General features: G+C 72.3%; 9 protein-coding genes. 5 read left to right on the plus strand and 4 right to left on the minus strand.

Annotation, left to right across the window (positions count from 1 at the left end; translation table 11 throughout):
- The first annotated feature begins 182 nt into the window (after positions 1–182).
- A complete protein-coding gene (locus tag HCJ93_RS24740) occupies positions 183–1,169 on the plus strand; it encodes a fatty acid desaturase family protein (RefSeq protein ID WP_167998022.1) in 987 nt (328 codons plus the stop codon).
- On the opposite strand, the gene HCJ93_RS24745 is transcribed toward HCJ93_RS24740, so the two are convergent.
- A complete protein-coding gene (locus HCJ93_RS24745) occupies positions 1,153–10,209 on the minus strand; it encodes a non-ribosomal peptide synthetase (RefSeq protein ID WP_167998023.1) in 9,057 nt (3,018 codons plus the stop codon). The genes HCJ93_RS24740 and HCJ93_RS24745 overlap by 17 nt on opposite strands.
- Positions 10,209–12,131, minus strand: a complete 1,923-nt coding sequence (locus HCJ93_RS24750) for a fatty acyl-AMP ligase (protein ID WP_167998024.1) — start codon at positions 12,129–12,131, stop codon at positions 10,209–10,211. The genes HCJ93_RS24745 and HCJ93_RS24750 overlap by 1 nt, the downstream gene beginning before the upstream one ends.
- Positions 12,132–12,539: 408 nt before the next feature.
- On the opposite strand from HCJ93_RS24750, the gene HCJ93_RS24755 reads away from it, so the two are divergent.
- From HCJ93_RS24755 to HCJ93_RS24765, 3 genes are read left to right on the plus strand one after another with little or no spacing between them, the layout of a single operon-like run.
- Entirely contained in the window at positions 12,540–13,964 is a 1,425-nt protein-coding gene (locus HCJ93_RS24755; protein WP_277350768.1) for an MFS transporter, read from the plus strand.
- Positions 13,961–16,363 carry a lantibiotic dehydratase gene (locus HCJ93_RS24760; RefSeq protein WP_167998026.1) on the plus strand — a complete coding sequence of 801 codons (2,403 nt, stop codon included), beginning with the start codon at positions 13,961–13,963 and terminating at the stop codon, positions 16,361–16,363. The genes HCJ93_RS24755 and HCJ93_RS24760 overlap by 4 nt, the downstream gene beginning before the upstream one ends.
- Positions 16,364–16,401: 38 nt before the next feature.
- Complete coding sequence (locus HCJ93_RS24765; RefSeq protein WP_167998027.1) at positions 16,402–18,699, plus strand: M20/M25/M40 family metallo-hydrolase; 2,298 nt, start codon at positions 16,402–16,404, stop codon at positions 18,697–18,699.
- A gap of 157 nt (positions 18,700–18,856) precedes the next feature.
- Here the strand turns inward: HCJ93_RS24765 and HCJ93_RS24770 are convergent, their stop codons facing one another.
- Entirely contained in the window at positions 18,857–19,987 is a 1,131-nt protein-coding gene (locus HCJ93_RS24770; RefSeq protein ID WP_167998028.1) for an aminotransferase class I/II-fold pyridoxal phosphate-dependent enzyme, read from the minus strand.
- Between the two features lie 254 nt (positions 19,988–20,241).
- On the opposite strand from HCJ93_RS24770, the gene vioC reads away from it, so the two are divergent.
- Entirely contained in the window at positions 20,242–21,270 is a 1,029-nt protein-coding gene (gene vioC / locus HCJ93_RS24775; protein WP_167998029.1) for an arginine beta-hydroxylase, Fe(II)/alpha-ketoglutarate-dependent, read from the plus strand.
- A 16-nt stretch (positions 21,271–21,286) separates the two neighbouring features.
- Here the strand turns inward: vioC and HCJ93_RS24780 are convergent, their stop codons facing one another.
- Entirely contained in the window at positions 21,287–22,450 is a 1,164-nt protein-coding gene (locus HCJ93_RS24780) for an aminotransferase (protein ID WP_167998030.1), read from the minus strand.
- Between the last annotated feature and the right edge of the window lie 64 nt (positions 22,451–22,514).

A 22,514-nucleotide genomic window follows, 5' to 3' on the forward strand; every position in this document is an offset into this window, starting at 1 on the left:
ATCGGTCGCCGTGACGGCACACGTCGAAAGCACGTCGACGGAACTCCGCCGAGTTCCCGCTGCGGTGGATGAGCGTGTCCGATGCTCGGCACTCACGGCACGCAGGCCGACAGTATGTGCGCTGCTTCCGTGCGCTCCCCCCAGCAACGGCCGGACTTGCTCCATTGCTGCCGGGGGGACCGATGACGACGTACCAGACACGCTCTGTCGCCCAGCCCGAGGACGAGAAGCCGTACCGGAAGGGGTACCGGCCGCTGCCGGAGCTGCGGGCCGAGATCGCCGCCGCGCACCGGACACGCCCGGTGCTCACCGCCGGCTGTGCGGCTCTGGACGTGCTGGTGGCTGTCTCGGCGGCTCTGGCCTGCGGATGGGCACTGGTCTCCGTGAGCCTGTGGGCGTCCGCGCCCCTCGCTCTGGCCGGCTGTGTCCTCGTGACCCGGCAGCTGAGGGCGCTGGAGAATCTCACCCATGAGGCGTCGCACTACAACTGGGCCCGGCGGCACCGTCGTTGGAACGACGTGCTGGGCCTCCTGCTCGCCGGCCTGCCGACCGGCGGGCGGCTGTCCGCCTACCGGGAGAGCCATCTGCGCCACCACGGAAGGTTCGGCACCGCCGAGGACCCCGACCGCCGGCGCTACGCCGAACTCGACCTGGAGGGCATGCGCCGCTCGTCGGCCGCGGCGTTCGCGGCGTCCGTGCTCAGCCGGGTCGTGCGCTACCAGATCGGCTGGCTGAGCGAGGTCAGGTCGGACCTGTCCGTGACCGCTGCCATGCTGCTGTGGAGCGTGACGCTCGTGGCCGTACCCGCGGGACTGGCCGCGGGGCCCGCCGGAGCGGTGGCCGCCGAGGCGGTCTGGCTCGTATCCGCCTTTCTGGCTCTTCCGGTGCTGCGGCTCGTCGCCGAGGCGGACGAGCACATCTACTCCGACTGCGACACCGTCTTCGACGCCACCATCTCCAACGTCGGGCTGCTGCAGCGGGTGCTCGTCCACCCGCACGCCGACGGCTACCACACCGTCCACCACCTGTGGCCCGGCATCCCTCACCACGCCCTGCGCCGCACGCACCACATGCTCATGGAGCGGGACCCCGAGTACGCCCGGCGGATCCGTATCCGCCGGGGCGTACTCGACACCGCGCGGGCCCGCGGTGCTACTCCAGCTCGCTGAGCAGGACCTCCAGCGCGGCGGTGTCCGCCTGCTCGGCCTGGGCGCGGACGATCAGCTGCGCGAGGCTCTCGACCGTCGGGGACTCGAAGACCTCACGCAGCGCCAGTTCGATCCGGAACGTCTCCCTGATCCTGGAGACGAGCTGGGTCGCGAGCAGTGAGAAGCCGTTCAGCTCGAAGAACGTGTTGTGGACACCCACGCCCTCGACGTCGAGCAGCTCCTCGAAGATCTCGACCAGTTGGCGCTCCACCGGGGTACGAGGAGCGACATAGACGTCCCCGCCGTCGTCTCCGGCCGGATCGGGCAGACCGCTCGGGTCGTAGTCGCCGTCGGGGGTGAGCGGAAGCCGTTCGAGGGTCAGCAGCTGCTGGGGCATCAGGGTCTCCGGGAGCCGGAGCGTGAGGTGCCGGCGCAGCTCGGACACGCTGACCGCGTCCTCGTCGGCGGCGACGAAGGCGACGATGCTCACCCGGTTGTCGGCGCCGGGGAGTTCGGTGACCAACGCGTCCCGGACGGCGGGCAGGTCCCGCAGTGCCGCGACCACCTCCACCAGGTCGGTCCGGGTACCCGCCGTACCGGCGAACTCCAGGGTCCCGTCCGGGAGCCGCCGCCCCAGATCACCGGTGCTCCGGGACGCGGCGCGGATCTCTCCGATCTCGCCCGGCGCGACCGGCAGTCCCGCGGGGTTCAGCAGCTCGGCGCGGGTCCCGGAAACCTCGGTGCCCAGGGGAACCCGCAGCGGTGCGGTCCGCGGTGACCAGTCGTCCGGCACGTCGAAGGCGGCCAGCGGGCGGCCCGCGGCGTCCAGGCGGTACAGGGCGGTGATCCGGCAGGACGGTGCCATGCGCCGTACGAGCTCCACGTCGTGGGAGGTCAGCCGGCCGTCGTTGTCGAGGAGGACCCGGCGCAGCGAGGGGAACCGGACGTCGTGCGCGGCCAGGTCCCGCAGCTGCGGCCCGGTCAGGTGGAGGACGGTCACCGGGGTGTCCCGCAGCCAGCCGATCAGGGCCGCGGGGGAGGCGGTTGCCGCCTCGTCAGGCATCACCAGGGCGGCACCGGCGGCCCGGGAGGCGTTGAGCGCACACATCAGGGCGCCCGCCCCACCGGTGAGCACGGCGAACCTGTCCTGCCGGCCGAAGCCGTACCGGCCGGCCGTCCAGTCGTCCACGACGGGCACGGGGCCTTCCCCGGCCGTGTCGGCGGCCTCGGCGAGGAGGGCCCGTACGTCGATCGCTGTCTCGGGGGTGTCCTCGCCGGGAGCCGGGTCGAGAACAGTGGTGATGAACGGGTGGTGGGCCAGCCCCGGATCGGCCGCCACGGCCGAGAACGGGACGTCCGCCAGGGCGCAGCCGAGCGCGGCGACGGCGAAACCCGCCGTGGGCCGCTTGATCACGGCCACATTCCCTTCGCCGCGCGCCGCGAGGCTGCGCGCGGTCCGGTCGGCGGCCGCGTACATCTGCGCGTACGTCCAGAAACCGGAGCCGTCCGCCAGCGCCATGTGCCGGGCCGCGGGAGGCTCCGGACGGGAGACCTCCTCCGTGCGGAGGGCCGGGGCGGCCGGAACGTTCTCCGGCGCCTGGAGCGGATACTCCAGGATGCCGCGGGAGGGGTCCGCCGCGGCGCCGGCCAGCAGCGTCCGCACCTGATCGAGCAGGGCGCGCATCATCACGGTGTCGTACCGGTCCCGGTGATGGACCAGCTCGAACTTCACCGCCGTGTCCGACATGTGTGCGGTCAGGGTGAGGTCGAACTTGCTCGGCAGGGCCGGCGGCTCCACGTTCCGCACGGAGACGCCCGCCAGTTCCCAGTCCTCCGAGGTGCTCTCCACCATGTTCAGGACGACCTGGAACAGCGGGGTGTGGTTGGGGTCGCGCGGCACCTTCAGCTCGTTGACGAGCACGTCGAACGGGGTGTCCTCGTTGTGCGTGTACCCGTCGAGGGCGACCTTGCGCACCCGGCCGAGCAGCGCGTCGAAGGCCGGGTCGCCGGAGAGGTCCACGCGCAGCGGGAGCGTGTTGACGAAGAAGCCGATCAGGTCCGTCGTCGCCGCGTCGTTGCGGGTGGTGACCGGCGCCCCGATGACCAGATCGTCCTGGCCCGACCAGCGCCGCAGCACCGTGGCCAGCAGGGTCAGCAGCAGCATGAACGGAGTGACGCCGTGCGCCCGGCACAGCTCGTGCAGGGCGGCCGTCTCCTCGGCGGAGAGCTCCGCCCACACCCGGCCGCCTTCGGCGCCCTGGTCGGGGGACAGCCGTCGGGCGACCGGCAGGTCGAGGGCGGCCGGGCTGCCCTCCAGGTGCTGCCGCCAGTAGCCGACCTGTGCCTCGAGCTTCTCCGGGGTCAGCCAGGTGCGCTGCCATGCCGCGTAGTCCCGGTACTGGACGGGGAGCGGGGCGAGGCCGGCGGCGTCCGCATCGCCGCCCGCCTCGTACAGCCGCGACAGCTCAGCGAGGAACAGCCGGATCGACCAGGCGTCCGAGACGATGTGGTGGATCGTGATGCTCAGCAGATGCTCGTCGTCGGCGAGTTTCACCAGCAGGCAGTGGAAGAGAGGACCGGCCGCCAGGTCGAAGGTGGTGGTGGCCTGTTCGTCCGCCAGCTTGAGCGCGGCTCCCAGCCGGTCTCCGGCGAAGCCGCTCAGGTCCTCGACGGGAATGCGCCAGGCGTCGTCCGGGGGCGCCACGGACTGGACGGTGCGGCCGTCCACCACGGGGAAGGTGGTGCGCAGGGTCTCGTGCCGGGCGATGATGGCCCGGATGCTGCGCTCCAGCACCGCCACGTCGAGATCGCCGATCAGCCGCTGCCTGCCGTGCACGTTGTAGGCGACGGAGGAGCGGAGCTGGTCCTCGAGCCACAGCCGCCGCTGGTCGTAGGAGAGCACCGCCTCGGCTCCCTCCGGGCGCGGCTCGATTCCCGGGCGGCCGGGGGCGAGGGCGGCGGCGATGCGCTCCACCGTGCCCAGCTCGAAGATCTGACGGACGGACACCTCCACGCCGAGCGTCTCGCGCAGCCTGCCCACCACCTTCGACGCCTGGAGGGACTGGCCTCCCAGGTCGAAGAAGTTGTCCTGCCTGCCCACCGCGGGGACCTCCAGGACCTCGCTGATGACATCGGCGATGGCCTGCTCGGTGGGTGTGCGGGGCGGCGCCGAGGGGGCGGGCGCGTGCCAGTCGGGTGCGGGAAGCTCGGTACGACTGATCTTCGCGGTACGGGTGTACGGCAGGCTCGCCATCGGGACGAGCACCCTGGGCACCATGTAGTGCGGCAGGACGGCGTACAACTCGGCGCGCACGTCGGCCGGTTCGGCGGTCCCGGTGAAGTAGCCGGCGAGCTGGAGCTGCCCGGCCGGGTCGGTGACGGGCACGACAGCGGCGTCGGTGACGCCGGGGAGGGCGCGCAGCCGGGCCTCGACCTCACCGGTCTCGACCCGGTGCCCCCAGAGCTTGACCTGGCCGTCGCGGCGGCCCACCAGTTCCAGGGAGCCGTCCGGGAGCAGCCAGGCGAGATCGCCGGTGTGATAGCTGCGGCCCTCGGGTCCCTCGTGGAAGGCGGCCGCCGTCTGGGCGGGGTCGAGGTATCCCAGGGCCAGGGAGGGTCCCGTGAGGATGATTTCGCCGAAGAGCTCGGCGGGGCGGCCGTCCCCGCCACGCAGATGCACGTCGACGCCGGGGATGGGGCGGCCGATGGGCACGGACGCGCGGGGGAGCGCCTCGCCGGGCTCGATGACGTGCATCAGGGCGACGCTGCACTCGGTGAGCCCGTAGACGTTGACGATCCGGCAGTCGGGAAGCTTCCGCTGCACGAACGTGACGTCGTCGCGGGTCAGCTTCTCGCCGCCGTACGCGGCGGTGTGCAGGGTGTCGGGCCAGTCGGCGGCGCCGACGGCGGTGGCGAGTTCCCGGAACGCGGTCGGTGTGGAGTGGTAGATGGTCGCGCCGGAGCGGGCCAGGGCCTCGCGGACCGCCTCGGCTCCGTCCCGGCGCAGATCCATGGGGCAGGCGGTGGCCCCGTGGACCAGGGCCGAGTAGAGGTCCTGGCCGGCGCCGTCCGCGGTGTAGGAGCAGACCATGGTGAGCCGGTCGGTCTCCCGCACACCGAGCACCTCGGCGTAGGCGTACGTGTGCCGGGCCACGTTGTGGTGGCTCTGCACGACGGCCTTGGGCTGCCCGGTGGAGCCGGAGGTGAACAGGACGTAGGCCACGCCGTCCGGGTCGAGCGGGGTCCACGCGTCCAGCGGACGCGCCGTGCCGTCGTTCACGTCGATCACGGGCCTGCCGCCCGCGACCTGCTCGGCCAGCGCACGGTTGGCGCGATCGGTGACGATGGCGTCGGCGTCGGTGAGTTCGATCAGCTGTGACAGGCGGCTCTCAGGAGCGTTGGGGTCGAGCGGCATGTAGGCGTGACCGCTCGCCATGATGCCGAGCATCGCCACGGGCACCTCGACCCCTTGCCCGCACAGGATCCCGACCCGCCCGTGGCCGGCCGCCACCCGCGCGCGCAGGGCGCCGGCGAGCACGCGTGCACGGAGGTCGGTCTCGGCGTAGCTGAGGACGACATCGGGGGTCCACAGGGCCACCCGGTCGGGGTGGAGCGCCACCTGCTTCAGGAACGCGTCGGCGACGGTGGCCCCCTCCGGGGCGACGGACGGGGTATGGGGGATGCCGGAGCCGTCGGTGAGGCGCAGGTCGCCCACGGCACGGCCCGGGTCGGCCGCGACCTGGGCGAGCAGTGTGACGTACCGGTCGAGCACGGCCTCGGCCGTGCCGGAGTCGAACAGGTCCTGGCTGTAGCTGAGCAGCAGGTCGACGGAGCCGTCGGGCAGGTCCTCGACGTACAGCTCCAGGTCGTACTTGGCGGGCAGCCGCTCGGCGGGGATCTGCTCGGCGTTCAGACCCGGCGCGGTGAAACCGGCCCCGGGCTGACTGAGATAGTTGAACATCACGTCGAACAGCGGGGTGCGGCTCGGGCCCCGTACGGGCAGGTCGAGCTCCTCCAGGATCGCCTCGAACGGCGCGTCCTGGTGGTCGAGGGCGTCGAGCACGGTCCGGCGGACCTGCCGCAGCAGTTCGGTGAAGGGCACGTCGTCGCGGACCTCGGCACGCAGCACGACGGTGTGCAGAAAGAATCCCACGAGGCGCTCGAAGTCGCTGTGGTTGCGGCCCGCGACGGGCGAGCCGACCGCGATGTCCGTCTGTTCGCTGTGCCGGTGGAGCAGCACCATGAATGCCGCGAGCAGCACCATGTACGGAGTGGCCGCGTGCTCCGCCCCGTGGGCGTGCAGGCGCCGTACGACGCCGGCGGGGACCCGGTGCCGGGACAGCGCACCCCGGTAGCTCGGGCGGGCCGGGCGCAGCCGGTCGGTACGCAGCTCCAGAGGGGCCACACCGTCCAGTTGCCGGCGCCAGTAGTCGATGTGGGGGGTGAGGGCTCCGCCGTCCAGCGCTTCCCGCTGCCAGGCGGCGTGGTCGGCGTACTGGACGGGCAGCGGCTCGAGTCCGGGGTCGCGTTCCTCCAGCCCCGCCGCGTACACCCGGCCCAGTTCCTCGCCCAGCACGGCGAGGGACCAGCCGTCGGCGACGAGGTGATGAACGGTGAGGAGCAGGATGTGGTCCTCCTCGCCCAGTTCCGCGAGGTGGACGCGCAGCAGCGGACCGGCACTCAGGTCGATCCCCTGCGCCGCCTCCTCGGCGAGGTCCGCCAGTTCCGACTCCGTGCTCAGCGAGACCCGTTCGAGGCCGGCGAGCGGCTCGGGGTGGATGAGCTGCCGCAGCTGGCCGTCCACCTCGCGGAAGGTGGTGCGCAGCGTCTCATGGCGTTGTACGACCGTACGCAGTGCCCGGTCCAGGACCTCCGCGCGGACCGGGCCGCTGATGCGCAGCGATCCCTGCATCAGCCAGGCCCGGTGGGCGGCGGGATCCATGCGGCACAGGAACCACAGCTGCTGCTGCCCCGTGGTCACCGCGGCCATCTCGGTGCCGTCCGGACCGGGCAGGCGGGGAGCGGTCGCCGGCCCCGGCCGTGTGCCGTCGTCCTTCAGCGCCGCCGCCAGATCGGAGAGCACGGAACGCTCGAACAGCAGACGCACGGAGGCGTCCGCGCCGGCGCGCTCGCGCAGCCGGGTGAGGACCTGCCCGGCGAGCAGGGAGTGCCCGCCCAGGTCGAAGAAGTCGTCGTCACGCCCGACGGTCTCGACGCCGAGCACCTCACGCCAGATGCCGGCGACGAGTTCCTCGGTCGCGCCGCGGGGCGGCTCGCCCCGGCCGGCCGGCTGCACGGGGGCGGGCAGGGCGCGCCGGTCCACCTTGCCGTTGGGGGTGCGCGGAATGGCGTCGAGCACCACGAAGGCGGAGGGCACCATCGCGTCGGTCAGGGTCCGGCGCAGATGGCTGCGCAGCTCCGCATGGTCGACGGCGCCGGGCGCGGTGGCCGTCACATATCCGACGAGCCGGTCGCCGTGCATCATGGCGACGGCGTCGTCCACCTCCGGGCGTCGCCGCAGGGCGGCCTCGATCTCGCCGAGTTCGATGCGCTGTCCGCGCACCTTGACCTGGAAGTCCTCACGCCCGAGATAGGCCAGCTCGCCGTCCGGCCGGTAGCGGACCAGGTCGCCGGTCCGGTACATGCGCCGGCCGGGGGCGAACGGATCGGCGACGAAACGCGAGGCGGTCAGGGCGGGGCGGTTCAGATAGCCGCGGGCGAGGCCCGCCCCGCTCAGGTACAGCTCGCCCACGGCGCCCACCGGCACCGGGCGCAGTTCGGCGTCCAGCACATAGGCGTGCTCGTGCGGCAGCGGCCGCCCGATCGCCGGGACCCGCTCGCCGCGGGGTACCCGGGACCAGGTCGAGTAGGTCGAGTCCTCGCTCGGGCCGTAGAGGTTGTACACGGCCTCGATGTGCCCGGTGGCGTACAGATCCTCCACCAGGGCGCCCGGCAGGGCCTCGCCACCGAGACCGATCACCTTGGGGGTGCCGCGCAGACCGCCGCCTGCGACGAGCTCCCGTGCGGCGGAGGGCACCGTGCAGATCAGGGTGACGTCGGGGGCGTCGGGGGCGAGGAGGGCGAGAGGGTCCTCCACGACGACGACCGTGCCACCCGCGCTGAGCGTCCCGAAGAACTCGAAGACGGACACGTCGAAACAGACCGACGTGGAGGCGAGCACCCGTGACAGCTGGTGTGCGGTGTACTCGCGCAGCCCCCAGCGCACCATCTCGACGGTGCTGGCGTGGGTGAGCATCACCGCCTTCGGATCGCCGGTCGAGCCCGAGGTGTAGAGGACGTACGCGAGCGAGTCCGGCCGGGTGCCGGTTCCGGTGACCGGTGTCACCGGCTGCCGGTCGAGGGCCTCGTGGTCCAGCTCGGTGAGGATCGTGCGGGCGCCGCTGTCCTCGCGCATGAACGCGATGCGTTCGGCCGGATAGGCCGGGTCGAGCGGCAGATAGGCGGCACCGGCCTTGAGGATGCCGAGCATCGCCACGGCGAGATCGGCGGTGCGCCGCAGCTGGATGCCGACGATGTCCTCGGGACCGGTGCCGCCGGCCCGCAGCAGGTGGGCGAGCTGGTTGGAGCGCTCGTCCAGCCGGCGGTAGGTGAGCTGCTGCCGGGAGTCGGTGACGGCGACCGCGTCCGGTACGCGGACGACCTGTTCGGCGAACAGATCGGTGAGAAGAACCGGTTCCGTGCCGGGCCGGGGACCCGAGCCCCACCGGGCGAGGAAGGCGCGGTCCTCTTCGGTGTGCAGGCCGAGGTGCGCGGCGAGCCGGTCGGGGTCCGCGACGGCCTCGGTGAGCAGTACCCGCAGCCGCTCGGCCATGGCGCGGGCGGTCGTCGCGTCGAAGAGGCCGGCGTTGTAGTCCCAGCTGCCCCACACCCGCTCGCCGTCGCGCCACAGGTGCAGTTCGACATCGTGCTGGGTGGCCTGGCGCGGCAGTGGTACCGGTCGCAGCGCGGCGCCGCCCAGCCGGGGCGTGCCGAACTCGCCGTGGAACACGAAGTGGGTGCGGAACAGCGGCGACCGGTCCATGCTGCGGCCGGCCCCCAGCGCGGCGACGACGTCCTCGAAGGGGGCGTCGCGGTGCGCGAGGGCGTCGAGACTCGTCCGTCCGGCACGGCGTACCAGCTCACGGAAGGTGGGGCGGCCCGACAGATCGGTGCGCAGCACCAGGGGGTTGGTGAGCAGCCCGACGATGCCGTGCCGGCCACGACGGGAACGGCCCCCCTCGGCTGTGCCCACGCCGAAGTCGCTCTGCCCGCTGTGACGGCCCAGGAGCAGCTGGTAGGCGGCGAGGAGGACGGTGAAGAGGGTGGTGCCCTCCTCTGCCGCGAGCCGTTCGGCTGCGTTCACCAGGTCGGCGGGCAGGTCCACCGGGACAGAACCGGCCGCGAAGCCGCGATCCGCCGTCCGCGGCCGGTCGGTGGGCAGGTCGAGCACGGGCAGCCCGGTCAGCTGCTCCTTCCAGTAGGCGAGATGACCGGGGTCGGACACCGCAGCGGGGACGTCCGCCCCGGGCAGCGGCAGCTCACCGCCGCCGTAGAGGTGCTCGAGCTCACCGAAGAGGACGCGCAGCGAACCGCCGTCGCACACCAGGTGGTGGGCGACGAGGACGAGGAGGTGCTCCTCGTCCGCGAGCCGGACACCGTGCACCCGGACCAGGGGCGCCCGGCCCAGGTCGAACGGCTCCGCGGCGGCCCGTGCGGCGAACTCCTCGGCCGCTTCGGGGTCGTGGCGCAGGTCGGTCCAGACGGTGGCGGGTCCGGCGACCTCGGCGTGCACCGTGCGCACGGGGCCTTCGGGGCCCGCCGCAAAGGTGCTGCGCAGGGCGGGGTGACGGCCGATCAGTGCGGTGACCGCGGCGTCGAACCGCTCCTGGTCGAGCGGTCCCGTGTGCCGGACCGCGAACGTCAGGTTGAACACCGGGGTGTGGGGGTGGAGCCCCTCGAACAGCCAGATGCCCTGCTGGGCCGGGCTGACCGAGGCGGGGCCGCTCGCGCCGCGCGCTGCCCGCCAGCGTGCCACCAGGTTTCGTCCAGTCGTCAGGTCCATCACGCCGCCGCCTCGCCCTTGATCGCCGTCAGGACGCGATCGAGTACCGCGTCCTGAGCCCGCCCGTCGGCGAGCCATCCCTTCATCAGCTCGTTCGCCACGTCCTGCGGGGTCGCCGCCGAGAGCACCGTCCCCAGCGGCACCGGCAGTTGCAGCGCGTCCTCCAGGACCGCCGCCGCCTCGGCGGCCAGGACCGAGTCCAGTCCCAGATCGATCAGGCCGTCCGTCGGGCGGCAGTCCGGGATGTCCCGGACCGCGGCGACGATCCCGCAGATCAGCATGGTCAGCTCGTCGGCCGCCGCCGGCGGCGAGGGCTCCCCGGCGGACAGTTCGCCCAGCCGCTGCGGATCGTCGGCGATCGCGTCGGCGTAGGCCCCGGCCAGGAACTTCTCCCGGCAGTGCGAGCGCCGCACCTTGCCGCTCGATGTGCGCGGTACGGCACGGGGCGGTACCAGGACCACCAGTCCGAGCGGGAGCCCGGTGCCCGCGAGCACGGCTGCGCGCACCTGTGCGGCGAGTTCCGGGGTGCGCTCGCCGCGCACCTCCAGGACCAGGACCGGGCACGCGGAAGGGCCGTCCACCAGGAACGCGGCGGCCGTACCCGCCCTGCGGCCGAGGAGTTCCAGGGCGGGCGCCTCGACGTCCGACGCGTGGTGGTTGGCGCCCCGGAACACGATGACGTCCTTGGCCCGTCCGGTGACGGTCAGTTCGCCGGCCCGCAGGTAGCCGAGGTCACCGGTGCGCAGGTACGTCTCGCCGTGCAGCTCGCCGAACAGCGAGGTGGAGTCGGCGCGGTGGTAACCGGGCGTGATGTGCGGTCCGGCGATCCAGATCTCGCCCTCCTGCCCCTCCTGCCTGGGCGCGCCCGTCTCCGGGTCCACCACGTGGACGCGCTGGCCGTCCACCGGAGCGCCGCAGCTGACCGTGGCGTCGGACGCCGGCCCCGCCCAGTGGCCCGCGCTGACGATCAGCGTCGCCTCCGCCAGCCCGTAGCAGGGCACGAATGCCCCGGGATCGAAGCCGACCGGCGCGAAGCGCCGCGCGAACGCCTCCATGGTCTGCTGCCGGACCGTCTCGCCGCCGCTGAACGCCACGCTCCAGCCCGACAGGTCGAGCCCCTCCAGCGCGGCGTCGTCGTGCGCCCGGCGCACACACAGCTGGTACGCGAAGTCGGGGCCGCCGCTGACCGTGACACCGTGCTCCGTGATCTGCCGCAGCCAGGACAGCGGCGCCTTGAGGAAGTCCTCCGGTGGCATGATCCGTACCGGGATGCCTGCCGACATCGGTGCCAGCAGCCCTCCGATGAGACCCATGTCGTGGTACGGCGGCAGCCAGGTCATCCCGCGCGAGGACTCGCTCAGACCGAACGCCCGGGCGATGGCCGCCGTGTTCGCCGCGATGCTGTCGTGGCGGACCAGGACTCCGCGAGGGTTCCCGGTACTGCCGGAGGTGTACTGGATGATTCCGACCTGCTGGTCCGCGGCACCCGGCGGGCGGAACCAGTTCGTGCCGTCGGCCTCCGCCCCGGGGACGGTCAGGAACGACGCCTCCCCCATGCCGGTGTGCTGCTCGGGGGCCAGGACGACCGAGGGACGGGCGTCCTGCACGATGCCGTCGATCCGTGCGCGGTCCGGGAGGGACGACTGGTTCGGCGGATAGGCGGGAATCACCGGACGGCCGGCCAGGAACGCGGCGAACACCGCGACCACGTACTCCAGGCCGGCGGGGTAGAGCAGCAGCGCCGGTCCGTCACCGCAACGGGTCAGCTGCCCGGCCAGGGCGGAGGCCCGCCCGGCGAGCGAGCCGTGACTCAGCTCCGTGGTCCGCCCGTCCCTGCCGACGAGCTCGTAGGCGGTGGCGTCCGGCTCCCGCTCGGCCCGGGAGCGGAGTATGTCGACCAGAAGGTGTGCGCGGTCGATCATCAGGGGCCCTCCCAAGCATGCGATGTCCGACGGTCCACCCGGGGAATCCGGGCGGACCGGGTAAGCCCCCCTGCGCTGCGGGCGCACCGCTCGTGGCGCCGGTTCTGCTGCCGGGGACCTGAGGCCGGTTGGTTCGTCGCCTGCGCCGGACGGTGCGGCATTTCATCTGCTGTCCGACGAGGCGCGCATATGGGCGGCAGCCCACACCATGCCGAGGAAGGTAATCGCCCGTCGGAGGGGGCGGGCGTCCCATAAAGGGGGGATGCACCCGGTGCCGCCCGATCCCTGAACATGTCTACGTGCACGGTCCATTGGGCGCCGTACGCCTCCGACAGGGAAAGGCATTACGTCCTGAGCGACGTGATCCCATTTCCGACCCGACATAAACCGTGGATGGGGCAGTCGCGCATGCGGAAATTCATAGCAATCTGGGCGAGCAGCCTGGTGACGATGACCGGATCGGCACTCACCGGATTCGCGCTCGGCGTGTGGGTCTATCTGGAGACCGGATCGACCACCCAGCTCGCCCTCACCTTCGTGCTCGCGTTTCTGCCCGCCATCGTGTTCTCACCGCTGGCCGGAGCGCTGGTGGACCGCTGGGACCGCAGGGTGATCCTGCTCGTCGGTGACGCGGTGGGCATCGGCACCACACTGACCCTGGGTCTGTTGTTCACGGCCGGTCATCTGCAACCGTGGCACATCTTCGTCACCACGGTGATCCGGTCGTTGCTGCGAGCCATGCAGGTCCCGGCGCTCAACTCGATCGTCGTCCTGCTCGCGCCCAAGGAGCAGATCGGCCGCGCCAACGGCATGATGGGGGTCGCCAACGCCATCAGCCAGACCGTGGCGCCGGCGCTCGGCGGTGCGCTCATGCTCGCCATCGGACTCAACGGGGTCCTGTTCATCGACTGCGCCACCTTCTTCCTCAACGTCGTGGTGCTCTTCCTGACGCGCATCCCCGCCCCGCCGGCGTCGGAGGCCGGCAGCGAGGGCAAGGGGTCGCTGCGCAGCGAGATCCGGCAGGGCTGGCGCGTTCTGGCCGTCAACCGCGCCCTGGTCACCCTCGCCGTGTTCTACGCGGCGCTGGACCTCAGCGTCGGCTTCGTCGACGTCCTCATCACGCCGATGGTGATCGGCTTCGCGTCGGTCTCGGCCCTGGGCATGGTGCTCACGGTCGGCGGTGTCGGACTGGTTCTCGGCAGCGTCACCATGGCCTCCTGGGGCGGCCCCCGGCGCCGCGTCCACGGCACGGCGGGCTTCGCGATCCCCCTGGGGCTGTTCCTGTGCCTCGGATCGCTGCGCCCCAGCGTCACCCTGGTGGCGATCGCCGCGTTCGGTTTCATGTTCTGCTCGATGATCATCGACGGCACCTCGCGGAGCATCATCGGCACCGAGGTGGAACCCGATCTGCAGGGACGTGCGTTCGCCACCTTCAACATGATCACCAACACTGTCCTGTGCAGCAGCTACCTCCTCGCCGGGCCGGTCTCCGACCGCATCTTCGAGCCCCTGCTCGCCGAGGACGGCGCGCTCGCGGGAAGCGTCGGCGGCGTCATCGGCACCGGGCCCGGACGCGGCATGGCCCTGCTGCTCGGGCTGCTCGGGCTGCTGGTCCTGGCGACGGCCGCCGTGGGCTATCTGACCCCGGGCCTGCGCAGCCTGTCGGACAAGGTGACGAAGCCCGACGAACCGTCACCCGAGGCCGAGCCGTCCTCCGAGAAGGAGCCGGCCCGCGGTGCGGACGCCGGTCCGTCCGAGGACGCGGGTGCGACCGGGGGCACCGGCCGGGAAACGACGGTGGGCACCGCGCGCCAGCCGGTCTCCGACCGATGACCGGCCGCGACAGGGAACCAGCCGCAGCGCGCACGAGCAGGGCCGAACCCGCAGGCCCGGCGGGTGCCGGGTACTTCCGGCGGCTGCCGCTGGGTGCCTCCGGCTGGGACCTCTGGGGCGACGCGGCGCTGCGCAGCGCCGGGTTCCCCGCCGACCGGATCAACGAGCTGTGCGACGACGAACTCGCCCAGGCCGCCGACCGGTTCGACGACCGGGACGAGACCTCCCGTGCCCACTACACGAAGGTGTTCCAGGCCGCCACGGAGCGGCTCAGCGCGGCCGTGCGCCGCACCGCCGCCGATCCGGTCTTCCGCGAGGCGGTCACCTGGCAGAACCCCGCACTCGTCCACAACTGCCTGGACAAGGCGGCCGCCGGTGAACCCCGCAATGTGCGCGGCCGGTACCACGAGCAGACGATCGTCACCTACCTCCAGCGCTACTGCCTGAAGAACGACACGGTCGGATTCTTCGGCCCGGTCGGCTGGGCCCGCATCTGCCCGGAGGAGACCGGTCTGACGGCCGTACCCGGCCCGGGGCTGGTGAAGGGCCGCACGACCTACTTCGAGGGCTGGGCCGTCGAGGCGCTCGCCCACGCCATCGGCGCCCGCCGGGAGGTGCTGCCCTTTCTGACACCGCGGGTCGTCCCCTCCGCCTCCCTCACCGGCTGGACCGTCCAGCTGCCCTTCCGCAAGCCGGTCACCCTGACCGCGCAGGAGGCCCGGGTGCTGGGCCGGTGCGACGGCAGACACACCGTCGGCGACATCGCGGGCACGCCCTTCGACCTGGAGACCGTGACCGCCCTGCTGCGCCTTCGCGATCTCGACATCATCCGCATGGACCTGGCGGGAGGTCTGGTTCCCGAGCCCGAGCGGGAACTCGCCGAACGGATCGCCGGGATCGGCGACCCGGCGGTACGCCGGCGCGCCGCCGAGCCGCTCGAGGCACTCCTCGCCGCCCGGGCGGAGGTGGCCGCCTCGGCCGGAGACCCGGACCGGCTGCTGCGTGCCAGCCGGCACCTCGCCGCCGAGTTCGAACGCCTCACCGAGTCCTCGTCCACCCGCCGCGCGGGCGGCACCTACGCCGGCCGGACACTGGTCTACGAGGACACCGTCCGCGACATCGATCTGAGCGTGGGCCGCACGATCACCGACCGGCTCGCGGCGCCTCTCGGACTGCTCCTCGACAGCGCGCTCTGGCTGGCCAACACCATCGGGGAGCGCTACCTCGCACGGGCCCGCCAGATCCTGGACCGTGAGCGGGCGCGGAGCGGGGCCGGGACGATGCCGTTGCTGCAGATGCTCACCTCGCTGCTGCCCGAGGTCGCCCGGCTCTCCACCGACGACGTCCGCTCGGAGCTGGTCGACGAGGTGGTCGCGGAGTTCCGCGAGCGCTGGCGCCGAGTCCTCGGACTGCCCCTGGACGCCTTCGAGAGCACCCGCCGCCATGTGGTCTCGGCCGCGGACGTCGCCGAGCGGGCGGCCCGGGAGTTCGCGACCGGGGAACCGCTGTGGAGCTGTGCCCGCTGGAACTCGCCCGACATCATGCTCATGGCGGACAGCCCGCAGGCCGCCGAACGCGGCGACGTGGACTTCGTCCTGGGCGAGATGCACTGCGCCATCAACACACTGGAGAGCCAGCTCTTCGCCTCTCAGCACCCCGACCCCGGCCGTCTGAGGGACAGCGCGGCCGCCTCGGGCATGGACCGCCGAGTGACCGTCATCCCGCGGATGGACGCCGCCCTGACCACGTCCCGGATGGCCCGGGCCGCCGAGCTGCGGCTGCCGTCCTACACCTACCTGTCGATCGGCGCGGACTCCTTCGAGCCGCCTCCGGGCGCGACGGTCCTGCCGGTCACGGACCTGGTGGTGGAGCGAGGGGATGACGAGCAACTCCGCGTGCGCCACCGCACCGACGGCCGGGAGTACCCGTTCGCGGAAGTGATCGGCGAGCCGCTGTCGCTGCTCGCCGCGAACGCCTTCAGCCCGTTCGGCGGTGCGCGCCACCGCCCCCGCGTCACCATCGACCGGCTCGTCGTCGAGCGCGAGGCCTGGACCTTCCGGGCCGCGGACTGCGACTGGGCGTTCGTCAAGGACGAGCAGCGGCGGTATGCGGCAGCCCGGGCCTGGCGGGCGCGGCACGGCCTGCCCGATCGCGGCTTCTACCGGGTGCCGGTCGAACGCAAGCCGATGGCCGTGGACTTCCGCAGCCTGGCCCTGGTGAATCTGCTGGCCAAGTCCGTCCGCAGGACCGCCGAGAGCGGTGCCGACCGGTTCACCGTCTCCGAGATGCTGCCCGGCACCGACCGGCTCTGGCTGCGTGACCGGGCCGGTGAGCGGTACACGGCCGAGCTGCGCGTCGTCGCCGTCGACGCCATGGACCGGCGCTCCCCTGCGACCTGATTCCTCTCATCCCCTCGCGAGGTACGACCGTGCAGGCCATGACCACCATGCGGAGACGGACACCGGCCCTGGCCGCATTCCTGCTGCTGCTCCTCACCGCCGCCGCGGCCACGCTGCCGCTGCTCACCCCCGACCCCCGGCCGGCCTCCGCCGCCGAGGAGGACTTCTCCGCAGCCCGCGCCATCGGCCGGCTCGACCACATCGCGAAGGTTCCGCACCCGACGGGTTCACCCGCGCAGGAGGACGTACGGAAGTACCTCGTACGCGAGCTGCGGGCGCTGGGGCTCGAGCCCGAGGTGCTGACCCGGGTCGCCGTCCGGCCCGCCGACGACGCCCCGGCTGTCGCGGGCACCGTCTCCGACGTCCACGCCACCATGCCCGGCGAGCGGCCCACCGGCCGCGTGCTCCTCGTCGCCCACTACGACTCGGTGCCGACCGGGCCGGGCGCCGCCGACAACGGGGCCAACGTCGCCGCGATCCTCGAGATCGCCCGCGCGCTCAAGGCCGGACCGCAACCGCGCAACGACGTCGAGTTCCTCTTCACCGACGGCGAGGAGTACGGACTGCTCGGTGCGCAGGCCTATGTGGACGCCTCACCGGGCGAGGGGCGGACAGCCGCCCCCGAGCGCACCGTCGTGATCAACCTGGAGGCGAGGGGGGTCTCCGGACCCGCCGTGATGTTCCAGACGGCGGGCACGGGGCTCACGCCCGCCGTGCGGGAGGCGGGGGCGTTCACCACGTCACTCGCCGACGAGGTCTACCGGCACCTGCCGAACAACACGGACCTGACCGTCTTCGACGAGGCCGGCATGCGGGGGCTCAACTTCGCCTTCGTGCAGGGCGCCGCCCACTACCACACCGACCACGACGACCTCGAGCGGCTCGACCCCGGCTCCGTGCAGGACATGGGGGACAGCGTCCTCGGCGCGGTCCGTCGGCTGGCCGGCGACGACCTCGGACGCGGCGGTCCGGACGCCACGTACTTCTCGCTGTTCGGCGCGGTCGTCTCCTACCCGGCCTGGCTGGTCCTGCCACTGGCCGTGCTGGCGGCGGCGGCCGCGGCGCTGCTCCTGCGGGCCGGGCGTCGGGCGGGCCTGGCCGCGCGCGGTGTCGCACGCGCCGCGGCCACGTTCCCGCTGACGCTGCTCGGCGCGGCGGCGCTGGGCCTGGCCGTGTGGTGGGTGCTGGCGTGGCTCCGTCCGGACTTCGTGCTCACCGACGGCGCCATCCACCACCTGGAGCGGTACGCGGTGGGGGAGGTGCTGCTGCTGGCCGTGCTGCTCGCCGCGTGGTACCGGTGGGCCCGCCGCACGGCGTCCCCGCTCGAGGCCGCGGTGGCCGTGCTCTGCTGGTTCGCGCTGCTCGCAGTGGTGTGTGCCGTGCTGCTGCCGGGGGCCGCCTATCTCTTCACCTGGCCCGCCCTGACCGGTCTCGCCGCCGTCGCCGGAATCCTGCGGTTGACGGGCCGGAACTCCCCCTGGCGTTCGGTGGCCGCGGCGGTGGCCGCGGCGCCGGCCGTGGCGCTGATACTGCCGGTCGCCCTCCTGCTGCTGCCCACCCTCGGCCTGTCGGCCGTGGCCGTACCGCTGGTTCTCGGGGCTTTCCTGGGAGGAACGCTCCTGTGTCTCGTCGAACCCTTGCCGCGGGGCCGGGTGGCCACCGCCGCGATGGCGACCACCGCGGTGTCGGGCGTGCTCACGCTGGGGGTGGGCGCCGCCCTGGACGGATACAGCCCCGACGAGCCGGAACCGGTGAGCCTCGGATACGTCCTGGAGTCCGACACCGGCAAGGCCGGCTGGGTCAGTCTCGGCGACGCCTCCGACCCCATGGTCGGCAGGTTTCTCGGCGACGAACCCGTCCGCTACGACGACCGGGTTCCGCCACTGGCGGGCGTCGCGCTGCCCAACGGGGAGGCGAAGGGCGCCCGGCTGGACCTGCCGCGTGCCGAGGACGTCTCGGTCACCGAGGACGGCGGCGTGCGGACCGTGCGTCTGCGCGTGAAGGTGCCCGCCGGAGTCCACAGCATCGCCGTGTACGCCGACACCTCCGGTCACGAAATCCTCGGCGGCTCCGCCGAGGGGGCCGAGCTTCCCGGAGGCCGCAACCACACCATGGGCACGTGGGGCTGGGGCTTCACCTACGCGGCGCCACCGGCCGACGGTCTCGACCTCGTCGTCCGCGCCCGGGGCGCGGGCTCTCTTCCGCTGCGTGTGGTCACCACCGAGGCCGGCCTTCCCGACGGGGTCGGTGCTCCGGTGCCGGAGGCTGACCAGACCTGGGCGGGATGGCCGTCGGTCGCAGGTCAGACCTTCGTGGTGCGGACCTTCGAGCACTGAACGGGACGAGGCGGCGGCGGACGGCTGCCTCCTTGCCGGGGCCGGCCGCCCCGGTGCGCCACCGGGCGCCGTCAACCGGGCAGCAGGAAGGCGGCACCGCCCCCGGCAGGGGGGCGGTGCCGCCTCGAGCAGGCCGGCGCCCGGGCGCCGGCGCCGTTCACCTGGCGGGCGTGAGGTCGCGGTAGGCCTCCGCCATCGTCAGCACGGCACTCCGCACCGTCTCGAAGGGGCGAGCCAGGGAGACACGGATGTAGCGCAGCCCGCCCTCCGGGTCGGCCCAGTGGAACGGCGCGCACGGCAGCACGTGGACGCCACGCGCCAGCATCTCCTTGTGCAGCACGTCCGAGTCGGGGCCGTCCTCGGGGAGTTCGATACGGGCCACGCTGATCTGCGATTCCGGGTCGGCGAGCTTCAGACCCACCGGCGAGAGGGTCTCCTCGACCACGGCCCGGTTGCGATCGACCAGTTCACGCGCCCGCTCGTAGCCGCCGTCGACCCAGTCGCCGGCCAGTTCCGTGATGAGCTGCAGGACGACCGGGGAGGCCGCGAGCAGTGACTCGGAGAAGGCGTACTCGATCGGCAGGTCGGTGCGCTCGCTGTACGCGAGCATGCCGATCTTCAGTTCGTGCGTGGGCCACAGCTTGCCGGTGTCCTCGATGGTGATCCAGGAGCACCCCGCGGCGTCGAGCACCGCGTAGGTGTCGTACTGGGCGTCGCGGACCTGGCCGCGGAAGCTCGCGTCGATGATGACCGTCTGGTCGTTGCGCGCGGCGTGCTCCGCCAGCGACCGCAGATGCCCCTCGGGAGTGACGAGCCCGGTCGGGTTGTTGGGCAGGGTCACCACGATCGCCTCGACCGGGGGGCCCGGCCACTTCCGGGCCATGAGGTCTTCCTCGGACAACGGGACGAGCTGCAGCCCTCGTGTCCTCATCAGGTCGGCGATGTTGTCGAAGGTCGGATGCAGCACCGCAACCGTCGTTCCCGCCGGCAGCGCGCGGGCCACGATGTCCGTGGCGAGCGTCGACGAGTAGCAGCTGAGGATCCGGCCGGAACCGACCGGTGCGGTGTGCTGGCCCACGGCGCTGAAGAACGCCTTGTGCGCCGCGAGCTCGATCTCGGAGAACGGCCGTCGAGTGGCCTCCACGAACATCTCCGGAATACGGGCGACAATCTCCGACTGCTGTGGTGTGAGAACCAGCCGGGCGTGCCCGTCGGTGAGATTGAGCCCACCATCGGCGTCCATCAGCGCGTCAACTTCCATTGTCGTCAGATTGACAACTTCGGTCATCCTCAGCCCCTCAATAAGTCCCCGGATGCCTGCTGCTCGCCGTGCTGTAGAGCCGGTTCGGGCGTCACCAAAGTGCGACTGGGCTCCGCAGAAACTGTCATGTTGTCGGAAATTATGAGGACCCCGGAACCCTTCTCGCCTGTCCCCTCTAACGGGGACCGCGAGTCATTCCGGTCCGCGCCTAGACTCCGGTTCGTTCACGTCGGACCGCGGGTGGCGAACACCCGCGGGCGGGAAGGGGGAGGACACAGGCCATGCATCACCTGGCGCTCACACCCGAGGACAACGCGGCGCTCACCCCGATGCTGGCTGAGCTGGCCGCGGCGTACGACACGATCGAGAATCCAGAGCTGATCCGCCGTGCCCCCGTGCTCGCGAAGGCGCTGCCCTCGCATCTGCTGTCGTTCCTCGAAGAGTTCCGGCTCGGCGAACCCTCGGCGCTCTGTCTGGTCTCCGGTCTGGACGTGGACGAGGCCGAACTCGGTCCGACGCCCGGGCACTGGCGCGACAGCCAGTTCGACTCGCCGGCCTTCCGGCAGGAGATCTTCTTCCTTCTCTGCGCGAGTGCTCTCGGTGATGTCTTCGGGTGGGCGACGCAGCAGGACGGACGTATCATGCACGACGTGCTGCCGATCAAGGGCCATGAGCACTACGAGATCGGCTCCAACAGCCTGCAGCACCTCTCCTGGCACACGGAGGACGCCTTCCACCCGTGCCGGGGCGACTACGTGGCCCTGATGTGCCTGAAGAACCCGGATGCGGTGGAGACGGTCGTGTCGGCCGTGCCGGACATGGACTGGACCGGCATCGACGTGGACGCCTTGTTCGAGCCGGAGTTCACCGTCATGCCGGACAACTCGCACCAGCCGGATCCGGGACAGGAGTCCTCCGGCGACCCGCGCATCGACAAGCTGCGCGAGCGCAGCTTCCGGCTCATCCAGGAGTGGAACGAGAATCCGCCGAGACGACCGCTGCTCTTCGGCGACCGGAGCGACCCGTACATGGCGCTCGACCCGTACCACATGGACCCCTCGACCTGGCCGGAGCGCAGCCGGCTGGCCTTCAAGCGGCTGTGCGAGGAGATCGAGAAGGCGATGAAGGACGTCGTGCTCCGGCCCGGCGATCTGGTCTTCATCGACAACTTCCGTGCGGTGCACGGCCGCAAGTCGTTCCGGGCCCGCTACGACGGGTCGGACCGCTGGCTGAAGCGGCTCAACATCACCCGTAATCTGCGCGGTTCCCGGGCCTGGCGTCCGGCGGCCGACGACCGCGTCATCTACTGACTCCGGGCGCGCGTGCTCACCCGCCGGCCGCCGCGAGGCGGCCGGCGAAGTCGTGCAGGGCGGCTTCCGCCACGTTGCTGACACTCACGCGCAACGTGCCCCGGTCCTCGGGGTGGAAGGCCGTGCCCGGGAGGACGAGAACGTCGTGCTTCAGCAGCAGCTCGCGCACGACGTCCCCGGTCGGCCGGTCCGTGAACGGGTGCCGCACCCAGCCGAAGAAGCCGCCGACGGACAGCAGCTCGAACCCGCCGGGCCGCCCCGCCATGGCCCGGGCGAAGGCCTCCCGCCTGGCGACGACCTCAGCCGATCGCTCCCGGCGCCACGGACCGGCTCCGGTGAGTCCGGCCCAGGCGGCCTCCTGGCCGATGCGCGGCGGGCAGATGGCGACGCAGTCGAGCAGCTTCATGACTTCTCTGTTCAGCGCGGGCGAGGCCACGACCGCGCCGACCCGGTAGCCGGGGATCGCGAGGTCCTTGGAGAAGCTGTGCAGGCTGACGACCGTCTCCGGCCAGCCCGGATCGGAGAACAACGGGTGCGGGGGCTGGTCGGTGCCACGGAACGAGCGGTACGTCTCGTCGAGGATCAGGGCGATCCCGTGCCGCTCCGCCAGCCGCGCGAACCTGGTGATCTCCTGCGGGGGGAGCGTCACCCCGGTGGGGTTGCCGGGGGTCACCAGCACGATCGCTCGGGTGCGCGGGGTGATCAGGGACTCGGCCGCGGCGGCGCTCGGCACGAGGCCCGGCCCGGGATCCAGATAGACCGGGGTGACGCCGTCGAGCCGCAGCCACATGTCGTGGTTGAAGTAGTACGGCAACGGCAGGACGACCTCGTCGCCGGGCTGGGTGAGGGCCGAGGTCACCAGGCAGAAGGCCTGGTTGCAGCCTGCGGTGACCACGACGTTCTCCGCGTCGACCCGGCCCCGGTAGTCCCTGGTCAGCTCGGCGGCGAAGGCGGACCGGAGCTTCGGCAGTCCCGCCAGGTCCACGTAGTCGGCGCCGTGGGCGTCCCGGGCGACGGACACGACATGGTCCACGACGGACGGGGCCGGCGGACAGGCGGGCGCCGCCTGGGCGAGATCGAGCAGTTCGGCGTTCCCCCGCGCCCCCCGTTCGTCGAGCAGGGCGTACGTCGCTCCGATGGGAGAGTCGCTCTGCCGCAGGGTCCTGGGAGTGAGTCGCACGCCGGTTCTCCTTCGCAAGGCTGGTCATCCCGAGCTTCCCCGGCCCCGCCCGGGGGCACCATCC

This window comes from Streptomyces composti (assembly GCF_012034205.1).
Classification (GTDB): Bacteria; Actinomycetota; Actinomycetes; order Streptomycetales; family Streptomycetaceae; genus Streptomyces; species Streptomyces composti.